Annotated in this window: 14 protein-coding genes; 6 read left to right on the forward strand and 8 right to left on the reverse strand. The window is 71.9% G+C overall.

Annotated elements, in window-relative coordinates; genetic code table 11:
* Positions 1–21 precede the first annotated feature (21 nt).
* The 5 genes from LHJ74_RS14040 to LHJ74_RS14060 form a co-directional block, all read right to left on the reverse strand.
* Positions 22–1,593 (reverse strand): vWA domain-containing protein, encoded by a 1,572-nt coding sequence (locus LHJ74_RS14040; RefSeq protein WP_260218338.1) that lies wholly within the window; start codon positions 1,591–1,593, stop codon positions 22–24.
* A 178-nt stretch (positions 1,594–1,771) separates the two neighbouring features.
* The gene (locus tag LHJ74_RS14045; RefSeq protein ID WP_260218339.1) at positions 1,772–6,688 is read right to left on the reverse strand and encodes a DNA repair ATPase; all 4,917 of its coding nucleotides are present in this window, start codon (positions 6,686–6,688) and stop codon (positions 1,772–1,774) included.
* A 264-nt stretch (positions 6,689–6,952) separates the two neighbouring features.
* Positions 6,953–9,097: a flotillin family protein gene (locus tag LHJ74_RS14050; RefSeq protein ID WP_260218340.1), complete on the reverse strand. Its 2,145-nt coding sequence runs from the start codon at positions 9,095–9,097 to the stop codon at positions 6,953–6,955.
* 16 nt (positions 9,098–9,113) lie between these two features.
* On the reverse strand, positions 9,114–9,752 hold the full coding sequence (locus LHJ74_RS14055; RefSeq protein ID WP_260218341.1) for a DUF1449 domain-containing protein: 639 nt from the start codon (positions 9,750–9,752) through the stop codon (positions 9,114–9,116).
* 142 nt (positions 9,753–9,894) lie between these two features.
* A complete protein-coding gene (locus tag LHJ74_RS14060; protein WP_260218342.1) occupies positions 9,895–11,010 on the reverse strand; it encodes a PucR family transcriptional regulator in 1,116 nt (371 codons plus the stop codon).
* Positions 11,011–11,254: 244 nt separating this feature from the next.
* On the opposite strand from LHJ74_RS14060, the gene nhaA reads away from it, so the two are divergent.
* Positions 11,255–12,670, forward strand: a complete 1,416-nt coding sequence (gene nhaA, locus LHJ74_RS14065) for a Na+/H+ antiporter NhaA (protein WP_260218343.1) — start codon at positions 11,255–11,257, stop codon at positions 12,668–12,670.
* A gap of 276 nt (positions 12,671–12,946) precedes the next feature.
* Here the strand turns inward: nhaA and LHJ74_RS14070 are convergent, their stop codons facing one another.
* Both LHJ74_RS14070 and LHJ74_RS14075 read right to left on the reverse strand, forming a co-directional pair.
* A complete protein-coding gene (locus tag LHJ74_RS14070; RefSeq protein WP_260218344.1) occupies positions 12,947–14,221 on the reverse strand; it encodes a cation:proton antiporter in 1,275 nt (424 codons plus the stop codon).
* 100 nt (positions 14,222–14,321) lie between these two features.
* Complete coding sequence (locus LHJ74_RS14075) at positions 14,322–15,563, reverse strand: DUF5005 domain-containing protein (protein ID WP_260218345.1); 1,242 nt, start codon at positions 15,561–15,563, stop codon at positions 14,322–14,324.
* Between the two features lie 102 nt (positions 15,564–15,665).
* Here LHJ74_RS14075 and LHJ74_RS14080 point away from each other — a divergent pair, with 102 nt between their 5' ends.
* The 5 genes from LHJ74_RS14080 (at position 15,666) to LHJ74_RS14100 (ending at position 21,701) form a co-directional block, all read left to right on the forward strand.
* Positions 15,666–17,024: a DUF1266 domain-containing protein gene (locus LHJ74_RS14080; protein WP_260218346.1), complete on the forward strand. Its 1,359-nt coding sequence runs from the start codon at positions 15,666–15,668 to the stop codon at positions 17,022–17,024.
* A 211-nt stretch (positions 17,025–17,235) separates the two neighbouring features.
* Positions 17,236–17,832, forward strand: coding sequence for a (2Fe-2S)-binding protein (locus LHJ74_RS14085; protein WP_260218347.1), 597 nt, complete (start codon positions 17,236–17,238; stop codon positions 17,830–17,832).
* Positions 17,829–18,851, forward strand: a complete 1,023-nt coding sequence (locus LHJ74_RS14090) for an FAD binding domain-containing protein (RefSeq protein ID WP_260218348.1) — start codon at positions 17,829–17,831, stop codon at positions 18,849–18,851. The genes LHJ74_RS14085 and LHJ74_RS14090 overlap by 4 nt, the downstream gene beginning before the upstream one ends.
* A complete protein-coding gene (locus LHJ74_RS14095; protein WP_260218349.1) occupies positions 18,848–21,016 on the forward strand; it encodes a xanthine dehydrogenase family protein molybdopterin-binding subunit in 2,169 nt (722 codons plus the stop codon). The genes LHJ74_RS14090 and LHJ74_RS14095 overlap by 4 nt, the downstream gene beginning before the upstream one ends.
* Positions 21,017–21,119: 103 nt before the next feature.
* Entirely contained in the window at positions 21,120–21,701 is a 582-nt protein-coding gene (locus LHJ74_RS14100) for a M23 family metallopeptidase (RefSeq protein ID WP_260218350.1), read from the forward strand.
* A gap of 70 nt (positions 21,702–21,771) precedes the next feature.
* Here the strand turns inward: LHJ74_RS14100 and LHJ74_RS14105 are convergent, their stop codons facing one another.
* On the reverse strand, positions 21,772–24,669 hold the full coding sequence (locus LHJ74_RS14105; protein WP_260218351.1) for an AfsR/SARP family transcriptional regulator: 2,898 nt from the start codon (positions 24,667–24,669) through the stop codon (positions 21,772–21,774).
* Positions 24,670–24,675 lie beyond the last annotated feature (6 nt).

Below are 24,675 nucleotides of genomic sequence, written 5' to 3' on the forward strand. Positions count from 1 at the left end.
GCCGGCGAGGTCAGCCCGCGGTCAGCCCAGTTCGTCCGCCCGGCTGATGGTGTCCGCGAGCCGGGAGGCCGCCTTGTCCTCGGTCCGGGAGGCGATGTCGCGGGCGTATCCGGCCAGTTGGCCGAGCGTCGGCGTGTCCGGCAGTCCGTGCTCCCGCCCGCGCAGCGACTCGGCGAAGTACGCGGCGACGGCCGTCAGCCGCAGCCTCGGCTCTGCCTCGTCCCACAGGTCACCGCGCAGCGTCTCGGTGCCGACCGTCCGCGACTCCTCGTGCGGCGTGCGGCTGTCCGGTTCGAGCCACCGGACCGTCGAGGTGGCCACCTTGCCGGAGGCACCCTCTTTCAGCTGTACGGCGTACAGGGCGGTCACCGTGTGTCCGGGGCCGATCTCGCCGCCGTCGACCCGGTCGTCGCGGAAGTCCTCGTCCGCCACCTTCCGGTTGTCGTAGCCGATGAGCCGGAACTGCTCGACGGTCGAGGGATCGAAGGCCACCTGCGCCTTGGCGTCCCGGGCCCGCAGGTCGATGTTGCGGGGCAGTTCGTCGACGAACACCTTCTGCGCCTCCTTTTCGGTGGAGACGTAAGTGGTGTGTCCGTCGCCCTTGTTGGTGAGGCGTTCCATCAGCGAGTCGCCGTAATCGCTGCCGACCCCGACGCCGAAGAGGGTGATGCCGTGTTCGGCACGGTGCGTGGCGATCTGGTCCAGGATGGTCTCCGCCGAGGTGTCGCCGGTGTTGGCGAGCGCGTCCGAGAGCAGTACGACGCGGTTGGTCGCCCCCTTCCGCTTGCCTTCGACCGCCTCCTCGTAGCCCTTGCGCATCCCGGCTGCCAGGTTTGTGCTGTCGGCCGGTTCGAGTCCGTCGACGGCGTCGCGGACGTCGTCACGCGGCCCGTCACCGTCCAGCCGCGTCATCGGCAGCACCGTGGTCGCCTCGTCGCTGAAGGTGACCAGTGAGACCGAGTCCTTCGCCCGCAGCTTCCCGACCGCCTTCCGCAGCGAGGACTTGACGAGATCGAGGCGCCCGGGCTCGTCCATCGACCCGGATATGTCGATGACGAAGGTGAGTGCCGCGGGTGCCCGCCGTTCGGCGGCGTCCGGAGGCTCTTCCTTGGTGGCCAGCCCGACCCGCAGCAGCGACCACTGCCCACTGCCGGTGCGCGCGCCGTCCGCGGTCACCGTGAAGCCGTCGCCCTCGGGCTGCGGATAGCCCTGCCGGAAACTGTTGACGAACTCCTCCGGCCGCACGGTGTCCGCGGCGGGCATCCTGCCGTCATTGATCGTGCGCCGCGCATAGCTGTACGAGGCGGTGTCGACGTCCAGCGCGAAGGTGGAGAGGTAATCCGGCTCCACCGGGGCGGTGTCCTCCACCTCGCCCTTGCGCTCGCCGCCTTCGCCCTGCTGTGCGCCCTCTTTCGCCCCCGCCGGAGGGCCGTTGCTTCCCCCGGGCATCGGCGCGTCGTTCCGGCCGGCGTCCTGTCTTCCCCTGCTGCTGTCATCCGCGAGGTTCTCGGTGTCGCCGCTTCCCGTGCAGCCGGTCAACAGCACCCCGCCCGCCACCAGCCCTGCTGCCAGTCGTCGTCCCCAGCGCCGCATGCGGCCCCCCTTCCGGCCTCTCGGCCACCTCGTCCGTGTCGGTGATCTGACGTACGGGCCAGCGCACGGGATTCGGCACGGGCGTCACGGATGAGTTGCGAAGAGGCAACAGGGGGCCTGCGGGACAGCGCGCAACCGCCCCGGCGACGGAGTGTCCAGCGCAGCCGGGCCAGCCGGGTCACGCGGAACGACAGGACTCCTTGATCTGAGCCCACCGCGCCCGCTGACCCTCCGTCATCCGGCCGCGCAGCTCCGCCAGTTTGAGCAGGTTTGCCTCAGCCCCCGTCGTCAGGGTCTGTGCCTCGGCCAGGTAGTGGTCGTCCAGCACCGCTTCCAGCTCCGCCTCGTTCATGACCGGGACGATGCGCTCGGCGAGCTTGTTGGTGTTGCGGTAGGAGCCCTGCAGCAGGAAGGGCGGCTCGCTGCGGGCAGCCTGGTCCTGGGTGGCGGAGGCGATGTAGGCGGTGTTGACCGCGAGCACCGTCTCCCGTATGTACAGCAGTTTGCGCAGCACGGAGAGGATCTGCTCGAGCTCGGCGGCGGGGTAGCGGTGGCTGAGCCGGTCGGCCTGTGCGCCGGAGTCGCCGCGTGCCAGCCGCACCAGCAGGTCGATGTCGCCGCGCTCGCGGGTCGCCAGCGGCGCCAGTACCGGGTTGGAGGTCAGTGCGTTCTCGATGTGGCTGAGCCCGAAGAGTTCGCCCTTGCCGCTGAGGACCTCGCCGAGGTTCCACACGTCCGCGCGGTTGGCGAGCATGTCCGGGATGCGGAAGCGGCTGCCCGACTCGGTGAACGGATTGCCCGCCATGCAGACGGCGAACCGCTTGCCCCGCAGGTCGTACGTGCCCTCGGCGCCGTCGATCCGGCGCTGGGTGTCGCAGAGCGGGATGAACTTCTGGAGCAGCTCCGGTGAGGTGTGCTGGATGTCGTCGAGGTGGAGGAAGACGTTGTTGCCCATCTCCAGCGCGAAGTTGATCTTCTCCACCTCGCGGCGGGCGGCCGAGTCCGGAGCGGCGGCCGGGTCCAGGGAGACCGTGCGGTGGCCCAGGGCCGGGCCGTCGACCTTGACGAAGACGAGGCCGAGCCGGGAGGCGACGTACTCCATCAGGGTGGTCTTGCCATAGCCGGGCGGCGACAGGAGCAGCAGCAGGCCCTGGCTGTCGGTGCGGCGGTCCTCGCCCGCGGTGCCGAGCTGCTTGGCGAGGTTGTCCCCGATGAGCGGCAGATACACCTCGTCGATGAGCCGGTTGCGTACGAACGAGGACATGACGCGTGCCTCGTACGCGTCCAGCCGCAGCCGGTCGCGCTCCGCGGCGAGCAGGGCGTTGCGCTGCCGGGTGTACGCGCGGTGCGCCGGGACGCGGGTGGTGCGGAACTCCTCGGTGCGGGTCAGGAACTCGTCAAGTCGCAGCGGGAGTTCGCCGCCGCGCACCCGGGGGTGGGCGCCGAGCAGGCCGGAGACCTCGCGGTGCAGCGGGGCGTCCAGTTCGCGGCGCGGCAGGGAGTCTCCGCACAGCTCGATCGCGGCGGCCTCCTGGAGTTCGGGGCGTGGCCCGCCGTGGGTGCCGAGGTAGGAGCCGAGCCAGGCACTGACCAGCTGGTGCCGGGCCGGGAGGTCTTCACCGAGTGAGATCAGATCCTGGGCGAACGCCTTCACCCCGGGCGAGTCGGTGCCGCCGAGGGCGGTCTGGAAGTCGGCGAGCAGTTCGCGGGCGCCCGCGCCGGTAACGAAGCGGGGGCCCTCCGGGGCGGCGAGTTCCTCGAAGAGGTAGGCGGCGGAGGCGCGCGAGTCCGCGTCAGCGGCACGTCGCCGCGGGTGGCCCGCCGTGCCGTCGCCGGACGGAGCGCCGCCGGGATGGTCCAGCCCCAGGGTGGGCAGGAAGGCGCCGATGACCGCGGCCAGTTCCGCCTCGAACCGGTCGGTCTCCGCCGTCCGCCCGAACGCCGCCCGTGCCCGCCCGAGCGAACGCGCACGCGTGGTCAGCGCCGTACGGGCCGCTTCGTCCGCCCCGTACGCCCAGAACAGCTGGGCCACGGCCCGGACTTCGGGGGCGAAGCGGAGCAGCTCCGCGCCCTCCAGCAGCCGCAGCAGCGCGCCCAGGATGCGGGCCGCGTCGTGGTCGTGGACGCCGCGGTCGTAGCCCTCGTCGTAGGCGGACTCGGCGGCGCTGCGGACCAGCGCCAGCAGCCCTTCGTGATCCTGGGCGTCCGGCCGGGCACTGCCCGCCGCCGGCCCCGCTTCGCCTGCCGCCAGCCCGGCCAGCACCGTGGCGGCCAGGTGTTCCGCCCGGTAGACCTCGGGCGACTCCGAGGCAAGCGGCTGGTCCCAGAAGGCCCGGGTGTGCGCGAACTCGGCCTCGTCCACCGGCGACCGGTAGTCCGTGCCCGTCACGGAGAAGGCGAGCGCCCCGTCGTGCGGTACCAGGGCCAGGCCCACCGGCTGCGTGTTGACGCCGAAGCGGTGCCGCCCCAGCCGTACGGTGCCCGCGGCGTCGAACAGGTCCGCCCGGTCCCGCAGGGCGCGGGCGGCCTCCTGCCGGGCTGCCTTCAGCCGCCCTTCGAGTTCCTCGCCGCGGACCTGGTCGCCGAGTTGACGCAGCTCCTCCGCGGTCGTACGGACCTTCACCACCAGCGGGTCGCTGGCGAAGAACGCGTTGATCCCGTCCAGGTCGGCGAGTGTCTGCGAGCGGCGTGCCACCGTGCCCAGCAGGCGTTCGGCGGAGTCGGCCAGCTTCTCGGCGTGCCGGGCGCGCTCGTCGAGCTGGGCCTGCTTGCGCGCCGAGAAGGTCTCGTAGATCTCCTCGCGCTGCTCGGTCAGCCGCTGGAGGAAGTCGTCGAAGGAGCCGAAGCGCGTCTCCAGGTTCTCCAGGTGCAGCAGCAGCCGCCCCAGTTGCTCGTCGCACTCCTCCGGGGTGCCGGAGGCGGCGAGCGCCCCCGCCACCGCCTGCCCCAGCAGTGCGGATTCGGCCGCGAACTCCGCGCGGCCCTCGGATTCGAGCAGTTCCCGGCGGCGGCCGTCCAGCACGGCGCGGGCCCGGTTGACCGCGCCCATCACCTCGCCGAGGCGCTCCAGCAGGCCGGTGCGCACCGTCGCGTCCGGGATCTCCAGGCCGCCGACCACATCGGTGACGATCCGCAGGCTGTCGGCCTGTTCGTCGATCTGCTCGCCGAGTGCCACCGCCTCCGCGACGGTGGCGAGCGCGCCGGCACGCTCGGCCAGCTCGTTGATCTCGCCCAGGGTGCCCGCGAAGGCGTCCTCGCGGGACAGTTCGGTCACCGCCCGGCGCCCGGTGGCGTCCAGGGAGGCGGTCAGTTCCGCCGCCAGCGCGTCCACCCGCTCGGTGTCGGCGTACCGCAGCTCGCGCAGTGACTCGGTGCTGCCCTGGGCACGGCGCAGTGCGGTCAGCAGGGCGACCCAGCCGGAGGCACCGTCGGGCGCTTCGCCACGTGCCCGCCGGACCAGGGCGGTGACCTCGCGTTCGGCGGTGTCCAGGGCGCTGTCCGCCTGGACGCGCAGCTCCTCGACCCGCGCGAACTCGGCGATGACCTGCCCGGCCGTCTCCCGGAGCGTGGCGACCGGCCCGTCAAGACCGCCGAGACCGTCCGCCGGGAGCCAGTGGTAGAGATCGGTGACCCGCGCGCAGGCGGAGACGATCGCCTCGAACACCACGCCGCCGGGTGCCATGCCGTCCGCCATCCGGGCCACGGAGAGGCAGTCGGAGACGGCCCGGACCAGCTCCGCGTTGCCGATCCGGGCAAGCGGCCCGGTGCCGGGCGGCTGCGCGGCGGCATGGCTGTCGCTCACATAGGGGGTACGCCACACCTGCGCCGGGTGCACCCGGGTGGCCTCGTCGCCCGGCTGCCGCAGGACGGCCATCGTGCCGTCCTCGAAGAGCGCGTGCCCGTACGCGGCGATGGGGGTGGCGACCTGCTTGCGGATCAGGTTGTAGGGCAGCAGCAGTATGCGGCCGTCGGCCGGAGCCCGGAAGGCGTAGAGGACGTCCTCGCCGTTCGGGGAGCGTACGGCCGCCTCGAACACCAGGTCCGTGGTGTCGGTGTCGAAGGTCTTCGCGGCGGCGCCCGCGGGCGCGGTCGTGACGTAGTAGCCGCCGGGGAAGACGATGCCCTGGTCCTCGGGCAGCCGCCGGCACGCCTGGCCGATGCCGTCGAGGCGTACGACCTCGCCGGTCCGCTCGTTGTAGACCAGGTAGCGGTGCTCCGGCTCCTTGTACGGCAGGACGCGGAGCAGCACCAGAGGCCCGACCCTGGCGTAGGCGAGCTCCGCATCGCCCAACGACTGCAACTGCTCCTGCACGGGCTCCGAGTGGATGCCGCCGGAGGCCGTGTCGGTGTTGTTCCCGGTCTTGAGGGTGAGCGCGCCGCCGTGGACGGAGACGAAGAGGGTGTCCTCGACGGAGATGTGCGGGAACCGTCCGGGCACATGCTGCCCGCGCCCGGTCTCCGTCCACTCGAAGTCGTACGGCCCCGGCAGCACGTGGTCGCGCTCGCCCTTGGCGTCCAGATACTCCGGGGTGCCGTCCGGTCCGATGCGCCAGCGCAGCACCCGGATGTCGGCAAGCTGCTCGCTCGTGCGGAAGACGGCCAGCAGGAGCGAGCCGGTACGGCGCAGCCAGAGCAGCCGGGCGGCGCGGAAGTAGCGGTAGAGCTCGGCGAAGTCCCGCCGGAAGCGGGGGTCGTCCAGGAGGCCGGGCACCGCGTCCTCGGGGGCGGCCTCGAAGTGGCCGCCGGTGCAGCGGTGCAGCGAGAACACGTCGCCGACCCCGGCGACGTCGGCGGTGCCGCCCTCGCCCGCGCCGGTGCCCTTCCCCGGCCCGACGGGGCTGTTGCAGCCCATCAGCAGCACGCCGCCGACCTGCACGATGTCACGGGGCACGCAGTCGTGCCCGGTTCGGATGCGGTCCGAGCCCGTGAGTTCCAGCTCGCTGCCGCCGAAGGTCTCGACCCGCCGGGCGTTGAGCTCCTCCGCCCGTGCCGTCAGATCTCCGGCGGCGGCCGTCATCCGCTGCCGCAGCACCTCGTAGGTGCCCGCCTCCAGCCCGGCCCCGTCCCCAGCGGTCTCCGGCGTCCCCGTCACCATGCGTTTCCCACTCCTTGTTCCCGCTTCTTCCTCAATCGCCGGACGGGCTGGTTTCCCCAGCCCGCCCGGCGATGGAGGACGGACCGGCCGCCGTAGGCCCCAGGGCCTGTCCGGCGGATCTTGGAGGATCAGCCGGCGGCGTCCGGTGCGTGCGCTCGCAAGGCGGAGGATCGCTCTCGTACTGGGCGTACTCGGGCGACTCCGACAACGCAGCGAGCGTGCGTGCCGGGCGTCGCGGGCCCGAGAAGATCCACCGGACAGGCCCTACAGGTGCTTCGCGCCGTTCACCGTCGGGCCGACCGGGCCCGCGGCCCCGCCGGCCAGCGCGGCGAGCGGCGTGTCTGCCGCCGCCGTGCCCCGCACGGTGTCCAGCAGCGCGCTCAGCTCCGAGGTGTTCGGACCCTGGGTGGCGATGAGCCGGGTCAGCAGCCCCGCGAGTGTCAGATCACGGAGTCCGCCGGCGCCCAGCCCGCCCAGCATGCCGGTCAGGTCCTGGGTGAAGCTGGAGGCCTCGCCGTCCCGGCCCAGCCACGGCCCGGCCATCGCCTGCACGGACTCGCTGTTGCCGACGAAGGCGTCGACGCCCTTGCCCGTCGAGATCGCACCGATCAGCTTGTCGAAGAAGACGCTGTCGCCGCCGACGATGTCGATCTTCGCGTTCTCCAGTCCGGTCGCGATGAGCGTGGCGTGCGATTCGGCGATCTTGCGGTGCACGTCGATGCCCGCGAGGCGGATGTCCTTCTCCGCGTCCAGCCGCAGCCGGTACTCCTCGTGCTGCCGGCTCGCCTCGTCCAGCCTGGCCATCGCGGTGGCCTTCTCGTTGATGCCGTCGGCCTCCGCCTTGAGCTTCTCGCGCTCGGCGGTCGCCTCGGCGAGGCCCATGGTCTTGGTGGCCTCGGCCTCCACCTCACGGCGCCTGGCCGTGGCCGTGGCCATCCGCTCCTCGACCTCGGCCTCGACGAGGCCCATCGCCTTCGCGGCCTCGGCCTCCACCTCGCGGCGCCTGGCCAGCGCGTCGGCCATCCGCTCCTCGACCTCGGCCTCGGCGAGTCCGGCGGCGGCCGTGTCGGCCCGCTTGCCCTCGGCCAGCCGGATGGCGGACTGCGCGTCCATGTCGGCCGTCTTGCGCCGCGCCTCGGCCATGGTCACCTGCTCGGCGGCGTGGTGCTCGGCCGCCTCCTCGGCCGCCTCGGCCGCCTTGATGTCCTTGACGAGCCGCTCCTGGGCCTCCGCCTCGGCCCTGATGATGAGGGTCTGCCGCTCGCGCTCCGCCTCCTCGACGGAACGCAGCTTCTTGATCTCCTCCTCCTGCTGCGCGACGGTCTTCTCGACGGCGATGCGCTCCCGCACGACGTCCGCGATGTCCCGCTTCTCCGCCTCGACCTCCTTGTCGGCGGCGATGCGGCGCAGTTCGGTCTCCCGGTCCCGGCCGATGACCTCCAGCAGACGGTCCTTCTCGATCCGCTCGTGCTCGATCGCGATGACCCGCTCGCGGTTCAGCTGGGCGACGGAGATCTCGCGCTCGCGGTTCTGGTTCTGCACGCCGAGCTGCTCGTCGGTCTTGATGTGCGCGCTCTGGGCACGCAGGCGCTCCTCGGCCTGCACCCGGGAGGTCTCGGCCTCCTCGCGGGCACGCACCGTGTCGATCTCGCGCTGCTGCTTGATCTCGGCGTCCGCCTGACGCCGCTCCATCTCCAGGACGGCTTCCCGTGCGTCGACGTTCTGCCGGGTGATCTCCTTCTCCTCGTTGCGCTCCCACTCGTTGGTGCGGATGTGCTCGGCGGTGGTGAGTTCGGTGATCTTCCGGATGCCCTGGGCGTCCAGGATGTTGTCGCGGTCCAACTGGGCGAGCGGCGTCTGCTCCAGGTAGTCGATCGCCGCGTCCTCGAGGCTGTAGCCGTTCAGGTCGGTGCCGATGACGGCGATGATCCGGTCCCTGAACTCGTCGCGCTTGGTGTAGAGGTCGGCGAAGTCGAGCTGCTTGCCGACGGTCTTCAGCGCCTCGGAGAACTTCGCGTTGAACAGCTCCTGCAGCGTCTCCCGGTCGCTGGCGCGCTCGGTGCCGATCGCCTGGGCGACCTTGATGACGTCCTCCGTCGTCTTGTTGACGCGCACGAAGAACGAGATGCGGATGTCCGCACGGATGTTGTCCTGACAGATCAGGCCCTCACGCCCGGTGCGGCCGATCTCCATCGTCTTCACCGAGATGTCCATGACCTCGGCCCGGTGCAGCACCGGCAGCACCACGGAGCCGGTGAAGGTGACGTCGACCTTGCGCGTCCGGGAGACGATCAGGGCCTTGCCCTGCGGGACCTTACGGAAGAGCTTGAAGGCGAGGAGGATCACGCAGAGGGCGAGGATCAGGCCGACAGCGATCAACACGCCCAGCCCTATGGAGATGGTTCCCATGGCATCGGTTCCTTTGTCAGCCGGGCGGCAAGCCCGGGTCGAGCGCGGGGTCACAAGGCATGACCCGGAAGAACCCGCCCTCTGCGTCATAGTCGAAGATCAGTGCACGGCTGCCCGAGGTGAGGCGTCGTGCGTCGGCGGCGTCCTCGGTGCGCACCTGCACCAGCGCGGCGGAGCCGTCATCAGCTGTGACTTCCGCCTGACCGAAGTCGGTTCCCACCCGCCCGGTCCGGACCACACACACCCGGCCCACGAACTCACGGTGGGTGATGCCCTCTTCGGGCAGCGCCAGCACCCGCAGCGGCCGTACCAGCACTCGGGTGACCAGCACCGACACGAACAGCGCCACCGGCACCGCGGCGATGCGCAGCACGTCGTCGTCCAGCAGGACCGTGGCCGCCAAAGTCTGGAACCAGGCAATCGCCACGAGCAGTGACACCACGATCGACGGTGCCACTCCTCCCAGCCCGAACAGTCCTGACCCACCGGCCGAACCGGCACCCGACGCGGACGTGCCGATGCCCTCACCCCCGTCGGGGGCATCGGCACCCACGCCGGCCACCAGCACAAACAGCCAGTAGGCCACCACCGCGACCAGTGCGAAGCTGAACAGCACAGCGGGGAACTCCAGCGCTGCACGCAGGAACTCACTCATCCGCCGCCCCCCGTACCTGTTGCGGTGTGCCTCAACTCTGCCACGCACCGTTGTCGGCGCGCATTGCCAGAATCCGGCAATCTTTATGGTGTGTTTACGTCCGGATCAGGGTGGAACCAAGATGGGTCACACGACCCGAAAGTCAGATATCGCTCTGCGGCCAGCCCAGCAGTCGGGCGCCCATGGCAGCCGTCTCCAGGGTGTACCGGTGCAGCGCGTCTCCAGGGTCATACCCCGTAAGCAGCCGGATCCGCTCCAGCCGGTAGGAAAGCGTCCGCACACTCACGCCCAGCCGACGCGCCGCCTCCGCGTTCACATACCCGGCCGCCGCGCACTCGGCGAGGGTCTCCAACAGGGGTACGGCACCGCCGCGTGCCTCCGTGAGCGGTTCGAGCACCGTCCGTACGAGGTCGCCCATCGCCTCACGGTCGCGCAGCAGCACCGGGAAGACCAGCAGTTCGGAGGCGTTCAGCCGGACCGAGTCCAGCCCGAGCCGCTCGGCGAGGTCGAGCGCCCCGAGCGCCTCCTCGTAACTTCGCACGACACCGCCCGCACCACTGTGCTCACGCCCGATCGCCACCCGCACGGCCGCCGGATAGCCGAGGCCCGGCTTCTCGGCGAGGGCGGCGAAGGCGTCCACCATCGTGCGTTCGTTGCTGGCGGCGATGCAGACGAGCCTGCCCTCCTTGGTGGAGAGCAGCACATCACGCTCACCGAAGCGCCCCAGCAGCTCGCGCTGGATGCGGCGGACCGTCGGATGCACGTCGTCGTACGCCTCCTCGGCCACCGCGACGGCCACCGCGTGGGCCTGGGCGAGCTGGAGCCCGAAGCGCTGCGCGCGCTCGGCAAGCCGCCCGAGATCGCTGCGGCCGTAGAGCAGGTCGTCGATGAACTCCCGGCGCTTCCCCTCCTCCTGCCGCATCGCGAGCCGCTGCGCCCGCTCGTGCCCCTCGCCGATCGCGGAGACCGCGGCGTCGAGGACGGCGAGCAGCGCGTCCCCCGTACGGGCGCGCTCGACGGCGTCGGCCGTCCTGGCGATGCCGGGAAGAGTGCCCCACAGCCGCCGGGTCTCGCCCACGAACAGGCTGACGACATGGCGCAGGCCGTGGCCGCCCTCGGCGGACAGCTCACCGAGGCTGCGCAGCGCTTCGAGCTCCTCCCGGCGCGGCAGGCGACCGGTCTCGGAGACCTCGGAGAGGAGCTTGGGATATTCGCCGAGAAAGCTGCGAGGTATCGGGTCCTGCTGCCCTGTGCTCATCCGTCTCCCGGTTCTGCTGTCACCCGCTCCTGGCGGGCGCGTTCCGCGCTTACCCTACGGCCTCACCTGCCCCGACAGCGGGCTGAGCGCGGGACTCGGCGCAAACGGCAGGCACCTTTCCGCTTGCCACCTCACCGCAGGTCCGGGGTACGGTGTAAGAACAACTCCAAGATCACAAAAAGGGGAGCCGGGAAGTCTGGTCGGCAGTCGCTCCGTCCTGCCCGCCTACCCCCGGAGTCCCTTCATGACGTCCAAACCAGACGAGCAGACCTCACTCTTCGGGTTGCCCTCCCCCTCCGAGCGGCGCAAGCTCGGCGACGCCCTGCGGACGGAGACCCTCGGGGGCATGATGCTGCTGGGCGCGGCAGTGGTCGCCCTGATCCTGGCGAACACACCGCTCAGCGACACCTACCAGTCGGTCAGTGACCACCACTTCGGCATCCCCGCCCTCGGCCTCGATCTCTCGATGGGCCACTGGGCCTCGGACGGCATCCTCACGATCTTCTTCTTCGTCGCCGGCATCGAGCTGAAACGCGAGCTGCTGGTCGGTGAGCTGCGCAAACCGGCCGCCGCTGCCCTGCCGGTGATCGCGGCGGTCTGCGGCATGGTGGTGCCCGCGCTCTTCTACGTCGCGGTCAACATCCCCGGCAACGGACAGATGGACGGCTGGGCCGTGCCGATGGCCACGGACATCGCCTTCGCGCTCGGCGTGCTCGCCGTGATCGGGACGAACCTGCCGTCCGGAATCCGGGCGTTCCTGCTGACTCTGGCGATCGTTGACGATCTGGGCGCCATTCTCGTCATCGCCGTCTTCTACACCTCTTCCCTGAACTGGTACGCCTTCGCCGGTGCCGTCGCCGGTCTGGCGCTGTTCTGGGTCATGCACCACAAGCTGCGGATACGCGGCTGGTACGTGTACGTGCCGCTGGCCCTGGTCATCTGGGCGCTGATGTACAACAGCGGGGTGCACGCGACCGTCGCCGGTGTGGCCATGGGCATGCTGCTGCGGGTCCATCTGCGCAAGGACGCGGAAGGCAACGACGCGGAGGAGGTCTCGCCCGCCGAGCACATCGAGCACCTGATCCGGCCGCTGTCGGCGGGCTTCGCCGTGCCGGTGTTCGCACTGTTCGCCGCGGGCGTGAGCGTCTCCGGTTCGGCACTCGGCGAGGCGGTCAAGCAGCCCGAGGCGCTGGGGGTGGCGGCCGGGCTGGTGCTGGGGAAGATCATCGGCGTCTTCGGCGGCACCTATCTGGCGGCGCGCTTCACCCGGGCGCAGCTCAATCCGGACCTCTCCTGGTCGGATGTGGCGGGTGTCTCGATGCTTGCCGGTATCGGCTTCACGGTCTCCCTGCTCGTCACGGAGCTGGCCTTCACGGACGAGGGGACGATCGAGCATGTGAAGGCGGCCGTGCTGATCGGTTCGCTGATCTCGGCGGTGGCCGCCTGCCTGCTGCTGAAGGTCCGGGACGCGAAGTACCGGCAGCTGTGGGAGGCCGAGACGCGGGACGAGGACCTGGACGGGGTCGCGGACATCGACCAGGAAGAGGACCTGTCGGCGCGCCCGGCCGAGGCCCGGCGGCGCGCCGAGATGCGTGCCCGGCTGGAGCAGCTCGGCAAGGGTGACTCCTCGGCGCGCGGCGGCGGCACTCCCGAGGACTGACCCGGACACTCAGGGTCGCGGGTCGCGGGTCGCGGGCGTCCGGGCCCTCGGGGCGGTTCGGGCTCGCGAGCTCTCCGCCTACGGGCCCGGACGGAGTACCCCGGCGGAGTACCTGAGGGCCCTCCCGTGATCCCTGGTGGATCAGCGCGCGGCGTCAGATGCGGTGCTTCGCAAGGCGGAGGGGCGTCCTCATACCGGGCGTGTCCGGGCGTTCCGGCAACGCAGCGAGGTGCCGCAGCTGTCGTCGTGCGCCCGCCAGGGATCACGGGACAGCCCTTAGTCCTCGGCCTTCTCCGCGGCCGCCTGCTTTCCGTCCGCGTCGCGCCGGCCGCGGTTGCCCAGCGGCAGCCGCGGTCCGACGCCGTCGTCGGGGATCCCGACCAGTTCCTCCACATCGAAGACCCGCGCGACCGGCACATCCGTGCTGCTGTGCGCGACGATGGAGAAGGCGATGGTCACGGCTATCAGCGTGAACGCCTCCTCGCCCTCCGGGATGCCGGCTTGCAGCACCAGCAGCCCGTACACCACGGAGGCGAAGCCCTTCGGCCCGAACCAGGCGGCGGTCAGCTTCTCGCGCCGGTCGAACTCCGTACCCACCAGGGAAAGCAGCATCGAGGCCGGGCGGATCAGCAGGATCGCGAGTACGGCGACCGCGTAACCCCCGATGGAGAGGTCGCCGAAGAGGGACGGCGTCAGCAGCGCGCCGAACACCAGCAGCGCCGCGAACTTCGCCAGCTCGGCCAGGGACTCCCCCAGCGGTTCGAATGCCTGCTTCGCCTGCGGCGACACCGAGGCGAGTACGGCTCCCGCGCTGAACGCCGCGAGGTAGGGGTTGGCGTGCGTGAGGTGGCAGAGCGCGTAGAGGGAGACGCCGATGGCCAGCGGCATCAGCGGCTGGAGCTTGGGCTCCGCCCCCAGCAGCCGGAAGCGGACCAGGAAACTGACGAGCAGCGGCAGCGCGACCCCGAAGGCCAGCCCGAGGGTCAGCTCGGTGGCGATGGTGTCCAGGGAGGCGTCCTCGGCGTGCCCGCTCGGTCCGGCGGCTGCGATGAGCACGAGGACGAACGGCAGCGCCAGCCCGTCGTTCACGCCGCTCTCGATGTTGAGCAGCTGGCGGAGCCGCGCGGGGACCTCCTTGCGGCCGACGATCGCCGAGGCGAACACCGGGTCGGTGGGCGACAGCACGGCTCCCACCAGGAACGAGGTCGTCCAGTCCAGGCCGACGAGGAAGTGCGCGAGCAGCGCGATCCCCAGGAAGGCGAGTGGCATGCCCAGCCCCAGGGCGCGGGCCGGGTTCTTCCACCGCTGGCGCAGCTCGGGGAAGGCGACGTGCATGCCGTCGGTGAACAGCACCGCGAAGAGGGCGAGGTCGGCGGTCACTCGCACGATGTCGCTCTCGGGCGAGATGTGGATCAGCCCGAGAAAGCCGTCGCTGACCAGCGCGCCACCGGCCAGGAACAGCAGAGAGGTGGAGAGCACCGACCGGGCGGCGAGCCCGGACAGGAGCACCGCCACAAGCAGTGCCACACCGAATACCATGACCAGTACCACGACAACGCCCCCGCACACCAAGGTCTCGCAAAATCGACGCGCCGAACCCTATCCCACGGCCTCAGGGCGCCCGCCAGGGGTTACGGCCCGGTGCAGGTCGTCACGGGACAGCGCGCAGGGTGAGCCGGAGGAAGCGCGGGCGGTAGAGGGCGACGTCGCGCTGAATCGCCGCGGTGTCCTGTGTGACGTTCACGTCGTAGCCCGCCAGCAGGCTTCCGTCGCCGCCGAACTCCGCGTGCCACTGAGGGTTGTAGGGCATCGCCCCGGCCTCCGCGCCGCCGGGCGGGAGCGGTGGCTCCGCCGCCCGGTGCGGCCCGTGCCAGGGCCCGGCCGGGTCGCAGGCCCAGTAGGTGACGGCGGTTGCCGAGGGCTTGCCGTCCGGTCCGCCCGCGTCCATGGTCAGCAGCAGCCAGCTGTCGCCGCGGCGGGCCACGGAGTAGGTGTTCGTCGCACTGTCCGGGTGCTCGCCGAAGTCCATGGCGGCGGCTGCCCCTGGTTCCGCGGCCCAGCCGGAGCCGTTCCAGTACCGCCAGGCGGAGGCGTCCGCCAGACGGCCCTCGGGTGCGCGGGCGACGTGGGCGCGGGAGGCTCGGCCGCCCCGCACGCCGCGCTCGTCGGCCCCGAAGACGTACGTCCAGCGGCCCTCGCGTACGGCGGAGGTGCCGTAGAGCACCCGGGTCTCGGGGGCGGTGGCCGGGTCCGGACGGTGCAGCGGGTCGATGCTCTCCAGCTCGAGGCCGGGCAGCGAGAGCGTGGCCACCTCGGTGGCCCGTGGCACTCCGAACACCCAGGGCGGCGCCCCCTCCTCTCGCTGCCAGAGCAGGACGCGGACGACCTGCTCGCCGGAGCCCGGAGAACGGGGCTCCACCACGGCCTGGGCGGGCCAGCGCCACACTTCGCCGCCGTCCGCGTCGGCGGTGCCGGGGAAGAGCGCGCCGGGACGGCCGTCCGCGCCCGGCTCGCCGAGCAGGGTCCGCTCCATCCGTCCGCCGGGCGACATGACCAGCGCCGAGTTGCGCACCCAGGACGGCTGCGGGACGCGCCGGGCGCCGGGGTGGACCTGGTCGAGGAAGGTGTCGGCGGAGAGCCAGAGCGTGCGCCCGTCGGGGAGCCGCACCGAGCGGGTGCCGTCACCGCCGGTCCAGTCGTCGCTGCGGAGGTTGTCGTCGCCGTAGCGGGCGAACTCCCCCGTCATCCGCTCGTCGGGCTGCCAGCCGGTGGCCCGTAGGCCGCCGCAGCCGGCGGGCCCGTCGCCGCCGTCGGGGTCCGTGAGCACCCAGGCCAGCAGGGCGAGTGCCAGGAGCACCCCGGTTCCCGAGCCGATTGCCGTACGCCGCATCATCACGCGGGAGCATACGTCCCAGCCTGTCAGGGGAATGTCAGAACCGGCTCCGGACCGCCCTGTACTCCACGCGGCGGACTTCCGTTTGTAGAGTTCTCAACTATGGGGATGTGGAACGCGCCGGGGGGCTCAGACGGTCCGGACGCCGGGAGACCGAGAGGCTATCCCGACTGGCAGGCCCCGACCGAGATCGAACATGGGCTGTACGAGGCCAAGATGCGTGAGGACTGGCCCGCGTACTTCGACATCCTTGCAGGTACCGAGCTCTACCACGCGGCCCCGCGGGGGTATCTGGACAGCAACCCGGGGAAGGTCCGCTTCACCTCCTTCCACGATCCGGTCAGCGGCGGCCACGGCTACGTCCTGCTGACGTCCGGGGTACTGCCCCCGCCCGCCCCCGACCCGGTGTTCTTCCACTCCTCGCTGGGCTGGTTCGCCCGGGAGTGGCCCGATGACACCGCCTGGGCCGCCATCAATCCCGGCACCCCCTGTGAGGCGCACTTCGCCACGACCGCAGCCCACCGTGCGGTCTGGCAGCAGCACGCCGACCGGGTCGAGGACCACGGGCACCACCAGCTCCGCACCCTGTGGTCGGGCGCGCTGCAGGGCCCGGTGGCGCACGGGCTCGCGTGCACGGCGCTGATGTACGTGAACAACGGCGAGTTCTGGAACATGCTCGGGCACGGCCTGGGCTACGACACGGAGAAGAGCCGTCTGGAGAAGTGGTGGGGCGTCACCGGCCGGGCCACCTGGTTCGAGTACCAGGAGCGGCTGCTGCACGGCGACATGGTGGATGCGCGCTGGGAGTTCGTACTCCGGGTGCGCGAATCGCTGCGGCGCGCGGCGGAAGCCGGGCCGGGCCCCGGCGCGGCGCCGGGAATGGGGGCCGGGGGCGGCGTGGACGTGGCGCAGTGGCGGGAGCTGGCCGGGCAGCTGGCGCGGCAGCACGTCGAGGGGTCCGCGCGCACCTGGGACGCTGTCCCGGACACAGCCGTGGACGCCCCGGCGGACACCCCGGCCGACGTCCACTCGGGTGTCCCCGTGGACACCTCGGCGAAACCGGCGGCCGACGCCGACCGGGAGGTCGAGGAGATCCAGCGGATCATCGGCCAGATCCAGCGCTACGAGTCCCGTTTCCGCGCCGACGGCCTGCTTCCCGACGGCCACACCGTGCGCTCCGTCCTCTCCTGGGACTTCGGCCGCGCCTCCGGCATGGCGCGGTGGGGGCTGGCCTGCCGCTTCTGCGATGTCGCGGAGGCCGAGCAGGCCGTGATCCGTACCAGCCGGGTGAGCCAGTCGACGTACGACTCCTGGGAGGAGTTCTCCGTCGGCTACATCCTCGGGCGCTGCCTCCACTTCGACGAGGAGGAGTTCGGCAGCTGGTACGAGGACATGGTCGCCGCGCATCACATCCTGACCACTGACCCGGACAGTCCCTGGCTCAACATCCCCTGGAAGTGACCGGGGCGAAGTGCCTGGGGGCGACACGCGTAAGGGCGCGCGATCCCGCCGGATCGGCGTTTTGTCGGTAATGTCCACCCCGCGTGACGCGAACCGCCGTGTGCGCCGAGCGCGCGCCACCGATGCCGTGTGCGCCACACGGTGCGTGGTACTCGAAGCGCCGACGGCCGGGCCCAGAGCCGCCCGGGCGCGAGCCCGCTGGGAGGCGACGATGGATGCCCGGATCACCCTGCACGTCGACGGCGACGAACGGCCGCTGACCCTCGACACCCGCGTCACCCTGCTGGACGCCCTGCGCGACAGGCTGTCGGTGACCGCCCCGAAGAAGGGCTGCGACCACGGCCAGTGCGGGGCCTGCACGGTGCTGCTGGACGGCAGGCGCACCCTCAGCTGCCTCACCTTCGCGGTCGCGCAGGACGGGGCCGAAGTCGTCACCGCGGCCGGGTTGGCGAGCTACGACGGCGAGCCGCACCCGGTGCAGCGGGCGTTCCTCGAGAACGACGCGCTGCAGTGCGGCTACTGCACCCCCGGTCAGATCTGCTCGGCGATCGGCATGCTCGCGGAGGCGGCCTCGGGGCACCCCAGCCATGCGACCCCCGAACTGGCGGACGCGGGCGGCCGGGACGGCCCCGGCGGCGGACCCGGCGCACCCGGCGGGCCGGACGGCGCGCGCCGCACGACGGCGCCCGTCGTCCTGGACGACGCGGAGATCCGGGAGCGGATGAGCGGCAACCTCTGCCGCTGCGGCGCGTACGTCAACATCCTCGCCGCCCTGCGCGACCACGGCGCCACCGGGGTGACCGCATGATCCCCTTCGACTACCGGCGACCGGGCAACCCGGCCGAAGCCGTGGCCACCGTCATCGACCACGAGGGCGCCGCCTTCCTGGGCGGCGGCACCAACCTGGTGGACCACATGAAGCTCGGCATCACCGAGCCCCGGATGCTCGTCGACGTCTCCCGGCTCCCTCTCGACCGCGTGACCGAGACGGCAGGCGGCGGACTGCGGATCGGCGCCACCGTACGGAACAGCGACCTCGCCGCCCACCCGTGGGTACGCCGCAACTGCCCGGTGCTCTCCCGTGCGCTGCTCGCCGGCGCCTCCCCGCAGCTGCGCAACACCGCGACAGTCGGCGGCAATCTGCTCCAGCGCACCCGCTGCCCCTATTTCCAGGACCTCACCACCGCCTGCAACAAGCGTGAGCCGGGGAGCGGCTGCGCGGCGATCGGCGGGTACAACCGTGACCACGCCGTCCTGGGCGCCTCCGAGCACTGCATCGCGACACACCCGTCCGACATGGCGGTGGCGATGCTCGTGCTGGACGCCGCCGTCGTCACGCTCGGCCCCGGCGGCGAGCGCACCCTGCCGCTGGCCGGCTTCCACCGGCTGCCCGGCGACGCGCCCCACCGGGACACCGTGCTGGAGCACGGCGAGCTGATCACGGCCGTCGAGCTGCCGCAGCTGCCCTTCGCCCGCCGCTCCGCCTACCGGAAGGTGCGGGACCGCGCCTCGTACGCCTTCGCGCTGGTCTCCGTCGCCGCGGCGCTCGAACTGGAAGGCGGCACGGTACGGGAGATCCGGCTCGCCTTCGGCGGGCTCGCGCACAAGCCCTGGCGGGCGAGACTCGCCGAGGAGGCGCTGCGCGGCGCACCCGCCACCGAGGAGAGCTTCCGGCACGCGGCCGACGTCGAACTGGCCGCCGCCCGCCCACGCGACGGCAACGCGTTCAAGGTGCCGATGGCCCGCAACACGCTCGTCTCCGTACTGCGGGGGCTCGTGAACGGCGCGGAGCGGGTCCGCACCGACCGCACGGAGGAGGACCGATGACCGCCGGTACCCGGCCACTGGCCATCGGCGCGGCGCTGCCCCGCGTGGACGGCCCGGAGAAGGTGACCGGGAGCGCCCGGTACGCGTACGAGCAGCCGCCCCCCGGCCATCCGTACGGCGAACCGGTGTACGTGCACCCGCTCCAGGCCGACATCGCCCGCGGCCGGGTGGACGCGATCGACACCGAGCGGGCCAACGCGGTCGAGGGCGTGCTGGCCGTGCTCACCCACCGCAGCGCCGCACGGCTAGCGGACACCGGGGACCGGGAGCTTGCGGTCCTCCAGTCCGACCGCGTCGCCTTCCGGGGCCAGTTCATCGGCGCCGTACTCGCCGACACGCCGGAGACCGCACGGCACGCGGCCGCCCTGGTGTCCGTCGACTACGCGCAGGAGCCGCACGACACCGAGCTGCTCGCCGACCATCCGGGGCTCTACGCGCCGGAGCACGTCAACCCGTCGTTCGAGACGGACACCGACGAGGGAGACGTCGACAAGGCGATGGCCGCCGCCATGGTGAAGGTCGACCGCACGTACACCACGCCGATGGAACACAACAACCCGATGGAGCCGCACACGACGGTGGCCGTCTGGCACACGTCCGACGACGAGGCCCCCGATGACGAAGCCTCCGCCGGGTCCGTTGCCGGAGCCTCCCCCGAGGCGCCGGTGCGGCTCACCCTCTACGCCTCCACCCAGGGCGCGCACAGCGTACGGAAGACGCTGGCACCGATGTTCGGGCTGGTGCCGGACCAGCTGCGGGTGGTGTCCCCGCACGTGGGCGGCGGCTTCGGCTCGAAGGGGATGCCGCACGCACACGATGTGCTGGCCGCGCTGTGCGCCCGGGCGGTGCCCGGCCGTATCGTCAAACTCGCGGTGACCCGGCAGCAGATGTTCTCCCTCACCGGGCACCGCACGCCCACCATCCAGCGGGTGCGGCTGGGTGCCGACGTGGCCGGGCGGCTGGACGCCGTCGCGCACGAGGTCGTCGAACGCACCTCGACGGTCAAGGAGTTCGCCGAGCAGACCGCCTGCGGCACCCGGATGATGTACGCCGCACCGCACCGGCGTACGACACACCGGCTCGCCGCCCTCGACGTGCCGGTGCCGTCCTGGATGCGGGCGCCGGGCGAAGCCCCCGGGATCTTCGCCCTGGAAGTGGCGATGGACGAACTCGCCGAGGCCGCCGGACTGGACCCGATCGAACTGCGGGTGCGCAACGACCCGTCGGCCGATCCCGAGACGGGCAAACCGTGGTCCGGCCGCCATCTGGTGCGCTGTCTGGCCGAGGGCGCCCGCCACTTCGGCTGGCAGCACCGCAACCCCGCCCCCGGTGCCCGCCGTGAGGGCGACGAGCTGGTGGGACTGGGGGTCGCCGCCTCCACCTACCCCTACTACGCGCCCCAGGGGTCACGGGCCCGCGTCCGGTACGACGGGGAGGGCCACTGGAACGTGGCAATCGGCGCGGCCGACATCGGCACCGGCTCCCGTACCGTGCTCACCCAGATCGCCGCCGACGCGCTGGAGTGCCCCGCCGCTTCCGTGACGGTGGAACTCGGCGACACCCGGCTGCCCATGGCCACCGTCGCGGGAGGCTCCGCGGGCACCGCTGCCTGGGGTGCCACCGTGGTGGCCGCGGCCCATGCCTTCCGTGCCGCGCACGGAGAGCGCCCACAGCCCGGCGCGGAGGCGCACGGCGGCGCGGAAGCACACCCCGACACCAAGCGCTTCGCGGTGCACTCCTTCGGCGCGCAGTTCGCGGAGGTCCGGGTGGACGCCGACACCGGCGAGATCCGGGTGCCCCGCCTGCTCGGGGTGTTCTCCGTCGGCCGGATCATCAATCCGGTCACGGCACGGTCGCAGTTCATCGGCGGCATGACGATGGGGCTTTCCATGGCGCTGCACGAACACAGCGTCCTGGACCACCGCACGGGCCATGTGGTCAACCACGACTTCGCGGGCTATCACATCGCCACCCACGCCGACGCGCTCGGTATCGAGGCCCACTGGCTGGACGAGGACGACCCGCACACCAACCCGATGGGCGCGCGGGGCATCGGCGAGATCGGCATCGTGGGCTGCCCCGCCGCGATCGTCAACGCCGTGCACAACGCCACGGGCCTGCGCGTCCGCGATCTCCCGATCACCCCGGACAAACTCCTGCACTGAAGTGCCCTTTCGCGCCTGGCGCGGCTCCCCGGACGGGGTTTGTATCCGCTTTGTATGCCCGCCCCTTTGAATCGGCTGGTCACCGAGGACAAAGGGGAAGACCATGCAGAGACGTTCCCGTCGGCTTCTTGCTGTCATAAGCGCGGTCGCCGCCGTCGCCTTCGCGGCTCCGGCCGCCGTCGCGGCACCGCAGGAGGCCGCGTCGGAGTCCGAACTGGCCGCGACCCGGCCCGCCTTCAGGATGCCGTTCGAATGCGGCCAGAGGTGGCTCGGCAGCAACTGGAACGGGCACAGCCCGGGCCATTCCATCGACTGGAACCACTACGCCGCCGACGGCAGCACGGACGACTACGGCCGCCGCGTGTTCGCCAGCGCGGGCGGCAAGGTCATCGCCTCGTACTACTCCACGAGCACCGGCTACGGCAACACCGTCGTGGTCGGGCACGGAAACGGCTGGCAGACGCGCTACGCGCATCTGAAGACCCGGGCCGTCCAGCGGGGCGACAGCGTCAACCGGGGCCAGAAGCTGGGCCGGGTCGGCAAGTCGTCCGCGCTCTACAACCTCTCCCCGCACCTGCACTACGAGCAGATACACAACGGCCAGGTGGTCGTCTCGGTCATCCAGGGTGTCAGGTGGTACGACTACCTCAAGCGCTACCAGACCAGCAAGAACAGGTGCGGCTGACATGCGGCGCCGGCGGAGCGGGGACGGCGCACAGCCGTCCCCGCTCCGCCCGTACGACCCCCGCCGCACGTCAGCGCAGCGAGCGCAGCTTCGCGCCCACGAGTTCGGCCTGATCGGGGACCTCGAGCCGGCGCCACGTCGACAGCGAGCGGTGGAAGTAGCGACGGGCGGTCTGATGACGGCCGGTCGCGTGGTGCAGTTCCCCCAGCAGGCATGCGACGCGCGCCTCCGCGCGCCGGTCACCGAGCTGCTGCTGCACGGCGAGCGCGCCGACCAGCAGTGCCGAGGCCTGCCCCGCGTCGCCCTGCCGCAGGCACAGTTCCCCGATGCTCTGCTGCACGTAGGCGGCGCAGTGCGTGTCGGACAGATCGTCGAAGATGCCGAGTGCGTCCCCCAACTCCACCCGTGCGAGCTGCGGTTCGCCGCGCAGCTCGTGCAGTACGGCCATCCGGCGGCGTACCTGCGCCTCCCGGTGCCGGTCGCCGAGGTCACGGGAGAGCTCCAGCGCACCGTCGAGCCACGGTTCCGCGGCCTCCGGGTCCTGCCGCTCCAGCCAGACGGAGGCGATCGCGTTGCACGCGACGGCCTCGCCGTGCCGGTCGCCGACCTCGCCGAACCCGTGCAGGGCGTCGGCGAACGCCTCCAGCGCGGTATCGAGATCGTCGGCGATGCGGTGCACGGACCCGGTCCCCAACGCGGCGAACGCCTCGCCGGACAGGTGCCCGAGAGCAGCGAAGATCGCGCGGGACCGGTCGAACGACGCGAGGGCGTCGGCGTACCGGTCCTGATAGAGGTGGAGCTGGCCGAGGTTGCGCAGCAGTGCCGCGGCCCGCGCGTCGGACGGAGCAGGCATCGCGTCGAGTACGAGCTGATGGGTCCGCAGCCAGTCGCCGTAGTAGCCGCGCATGTCGAAGAAGCTCGCCAGCTCGATCGCCAGATCGGCGGCCCGGGAGACCCTGCCGAGACGTAAGGCGGATTCCACGGCGGCGACGAGGACCCGGCGTTCGGCCTCGAACCACTCCACGGGCTTGGCGCACAGCACGTGCGAGAGCGTGGCGGCGGGCCCGGTCAGCGGCATCGGCCCGCCTGGGGCCTGTACGCCGAGGAATCGCGTGGGCATCGCGGAGTTCGCGCAGCGGGCGAGTGCGATCAGTGCGTCGGTGACCTGGAGCTGGCGCTGGAGGCGCACGTCGGGCCCGTCCGTCTCGGCCAGTTCACGCGCGTAGCACCGCAGCAGGTCGTGCATGCGGTAGCGCTGCTGCCCCAGGGCGTCGGTGCCCACCACGTCGACAAGGTGCTCGTCCAGCAGCGTCTCCAGCTCATCTCCGGCGTCCGCGCGGCCCATCGCCGCCGCGATGTGCCAGCCCGCCACCGCCTCGCCGGTCAGCTGACCGAAGGCGCGGAAGGCGGTGGCCGCGGGCGCCGGCAGATGCCGGTAGCTCAGCTCGGCGCTCGCCCGCACCTCCATCTCGCCGGCCTGGAGTTGGTCCAGCCGTCCGCGCTCGTCGTGCAGGAAGTCGGCAAGGGTGCCCACCGTCCAGCCGGGCCGGTTGGCCAGCCGGGCGCCCGCGATCCGTACGGCCAGCGGCAGCGAGCCGCAGCCGGCGAGCACCCGGTCGGCGTCCGCTCCTCCCGCACGCAGCCGGTCCGGCCCGATGATCGTGCCGAGCAGTGCGCGGGCCTCGTCGCGTCTCATCAGTCCGAGGGGACAGTGGCAGGCGGGCAGTGCGGACATCCGGCGGCGCGAGCTCACGAGCACCGCCGAGCCTCCGGTACCCGGAAGCAGGGGGCGTACCTGTGCGCTGCCCGCGGCGTCGTCGAGGACGATGAGGAGCCGCCGCTGCGCCAGGCGCGAGCGGAACAGCGCGGCCCGCTCGCTCAGTTCACCGGGGATCGCGTTGTCGATGACGCCGAGCCCGCGCAGCATCTCGGCAAGTACGTCGGCCGGCTCCCGCGGCTGATCGCTCAGCCCGCCCAGGTCGACGAAGAGCTGGCCGTCGGGAAAGGCGTCGCGCACGCGGTGCGCCACGTGTACCGCCAGCGTCGACTTCCCGGAACCGGGCGGGCCCGAGAGGGCGGCGACGACGGGCTGGCGGCCGGCCGCCGACAACTGCCGTTCGAGTACGGCGATCTCCTCCGCACGCCCGGTGAAGTCAGGTATGTCCATGGGCAGCTGGCAGGTCGGCGGAACGGCCGCCGTACGGCGCCGGCCGACATGGCCGTACCCGTTGACCTCCTCCCCGATGGCGCGCAGGGGCGCGCTCGGCTCGATGCCGAGCTCGGCGGCGAGAATCCGCTCGGCCGCCGCGTACGCGGACCGGGCCTCGGTCGTGCGGCCGGAGTTGTACAGCGCGCGCACGGTCATCTGCCACAGATCCTCCCGCAGCGGGTCCTCGGTGAGCCGGGACCGCAGCTCCGCGACCAGCGGCGCGTAATCCCCCAGCCGCAGCCGCACGTCGAGACACTCGTCGACGGCGACCGACCGCACCTCCTCGATCCGGGTGATCGCCGGATCCCACACCACGCTGGAGGGCACGTCCTGGAGCACGCTGCCGCGCCAGAGGGCGAGAGCCGATTCGTAACCGCGCAGCGCGGCGGCGTTGTCGCCCTGGTCGCGGTCGGCGCGGGCGCCGTCCAGCCGCCGTTCGAAGAGCAGCATGTCGACGTCGTGAGGCGCGACCTCGAAGGCGTAACCCGAGGGCCGGGTGCTCAGCCCGTCGGTGGCGACGCCCGCCGCCGACAGTTCCCGGCGCAGCGCGCGCACATAGGTGCGGACGTTGGCGACCGCGGACCGGGGCGCGCCACCGGGCCACAGGACCTCCGTCAGCACGTCGAGCGAGACGAACCCCCCGGGCTGCAACAGCAGCGTGGCGAGAGCCGCTCGCGGCTTGGGGCCGCCGATACGGACGGGGACACCCTTCACCCGCACCTGGAGCGGTCCCAGCACACCGAACGTCGGCTCCCCCATCCGCGT

The organism is Streptomyces gossypii, from assembly GCF_025165795.1.
Lineage (GTDB): Bacteria > Actinomycetota > Actinomycetes > Streptomycetales > Streptomycetaceae > Streptomyces > Streptomyces gossypii.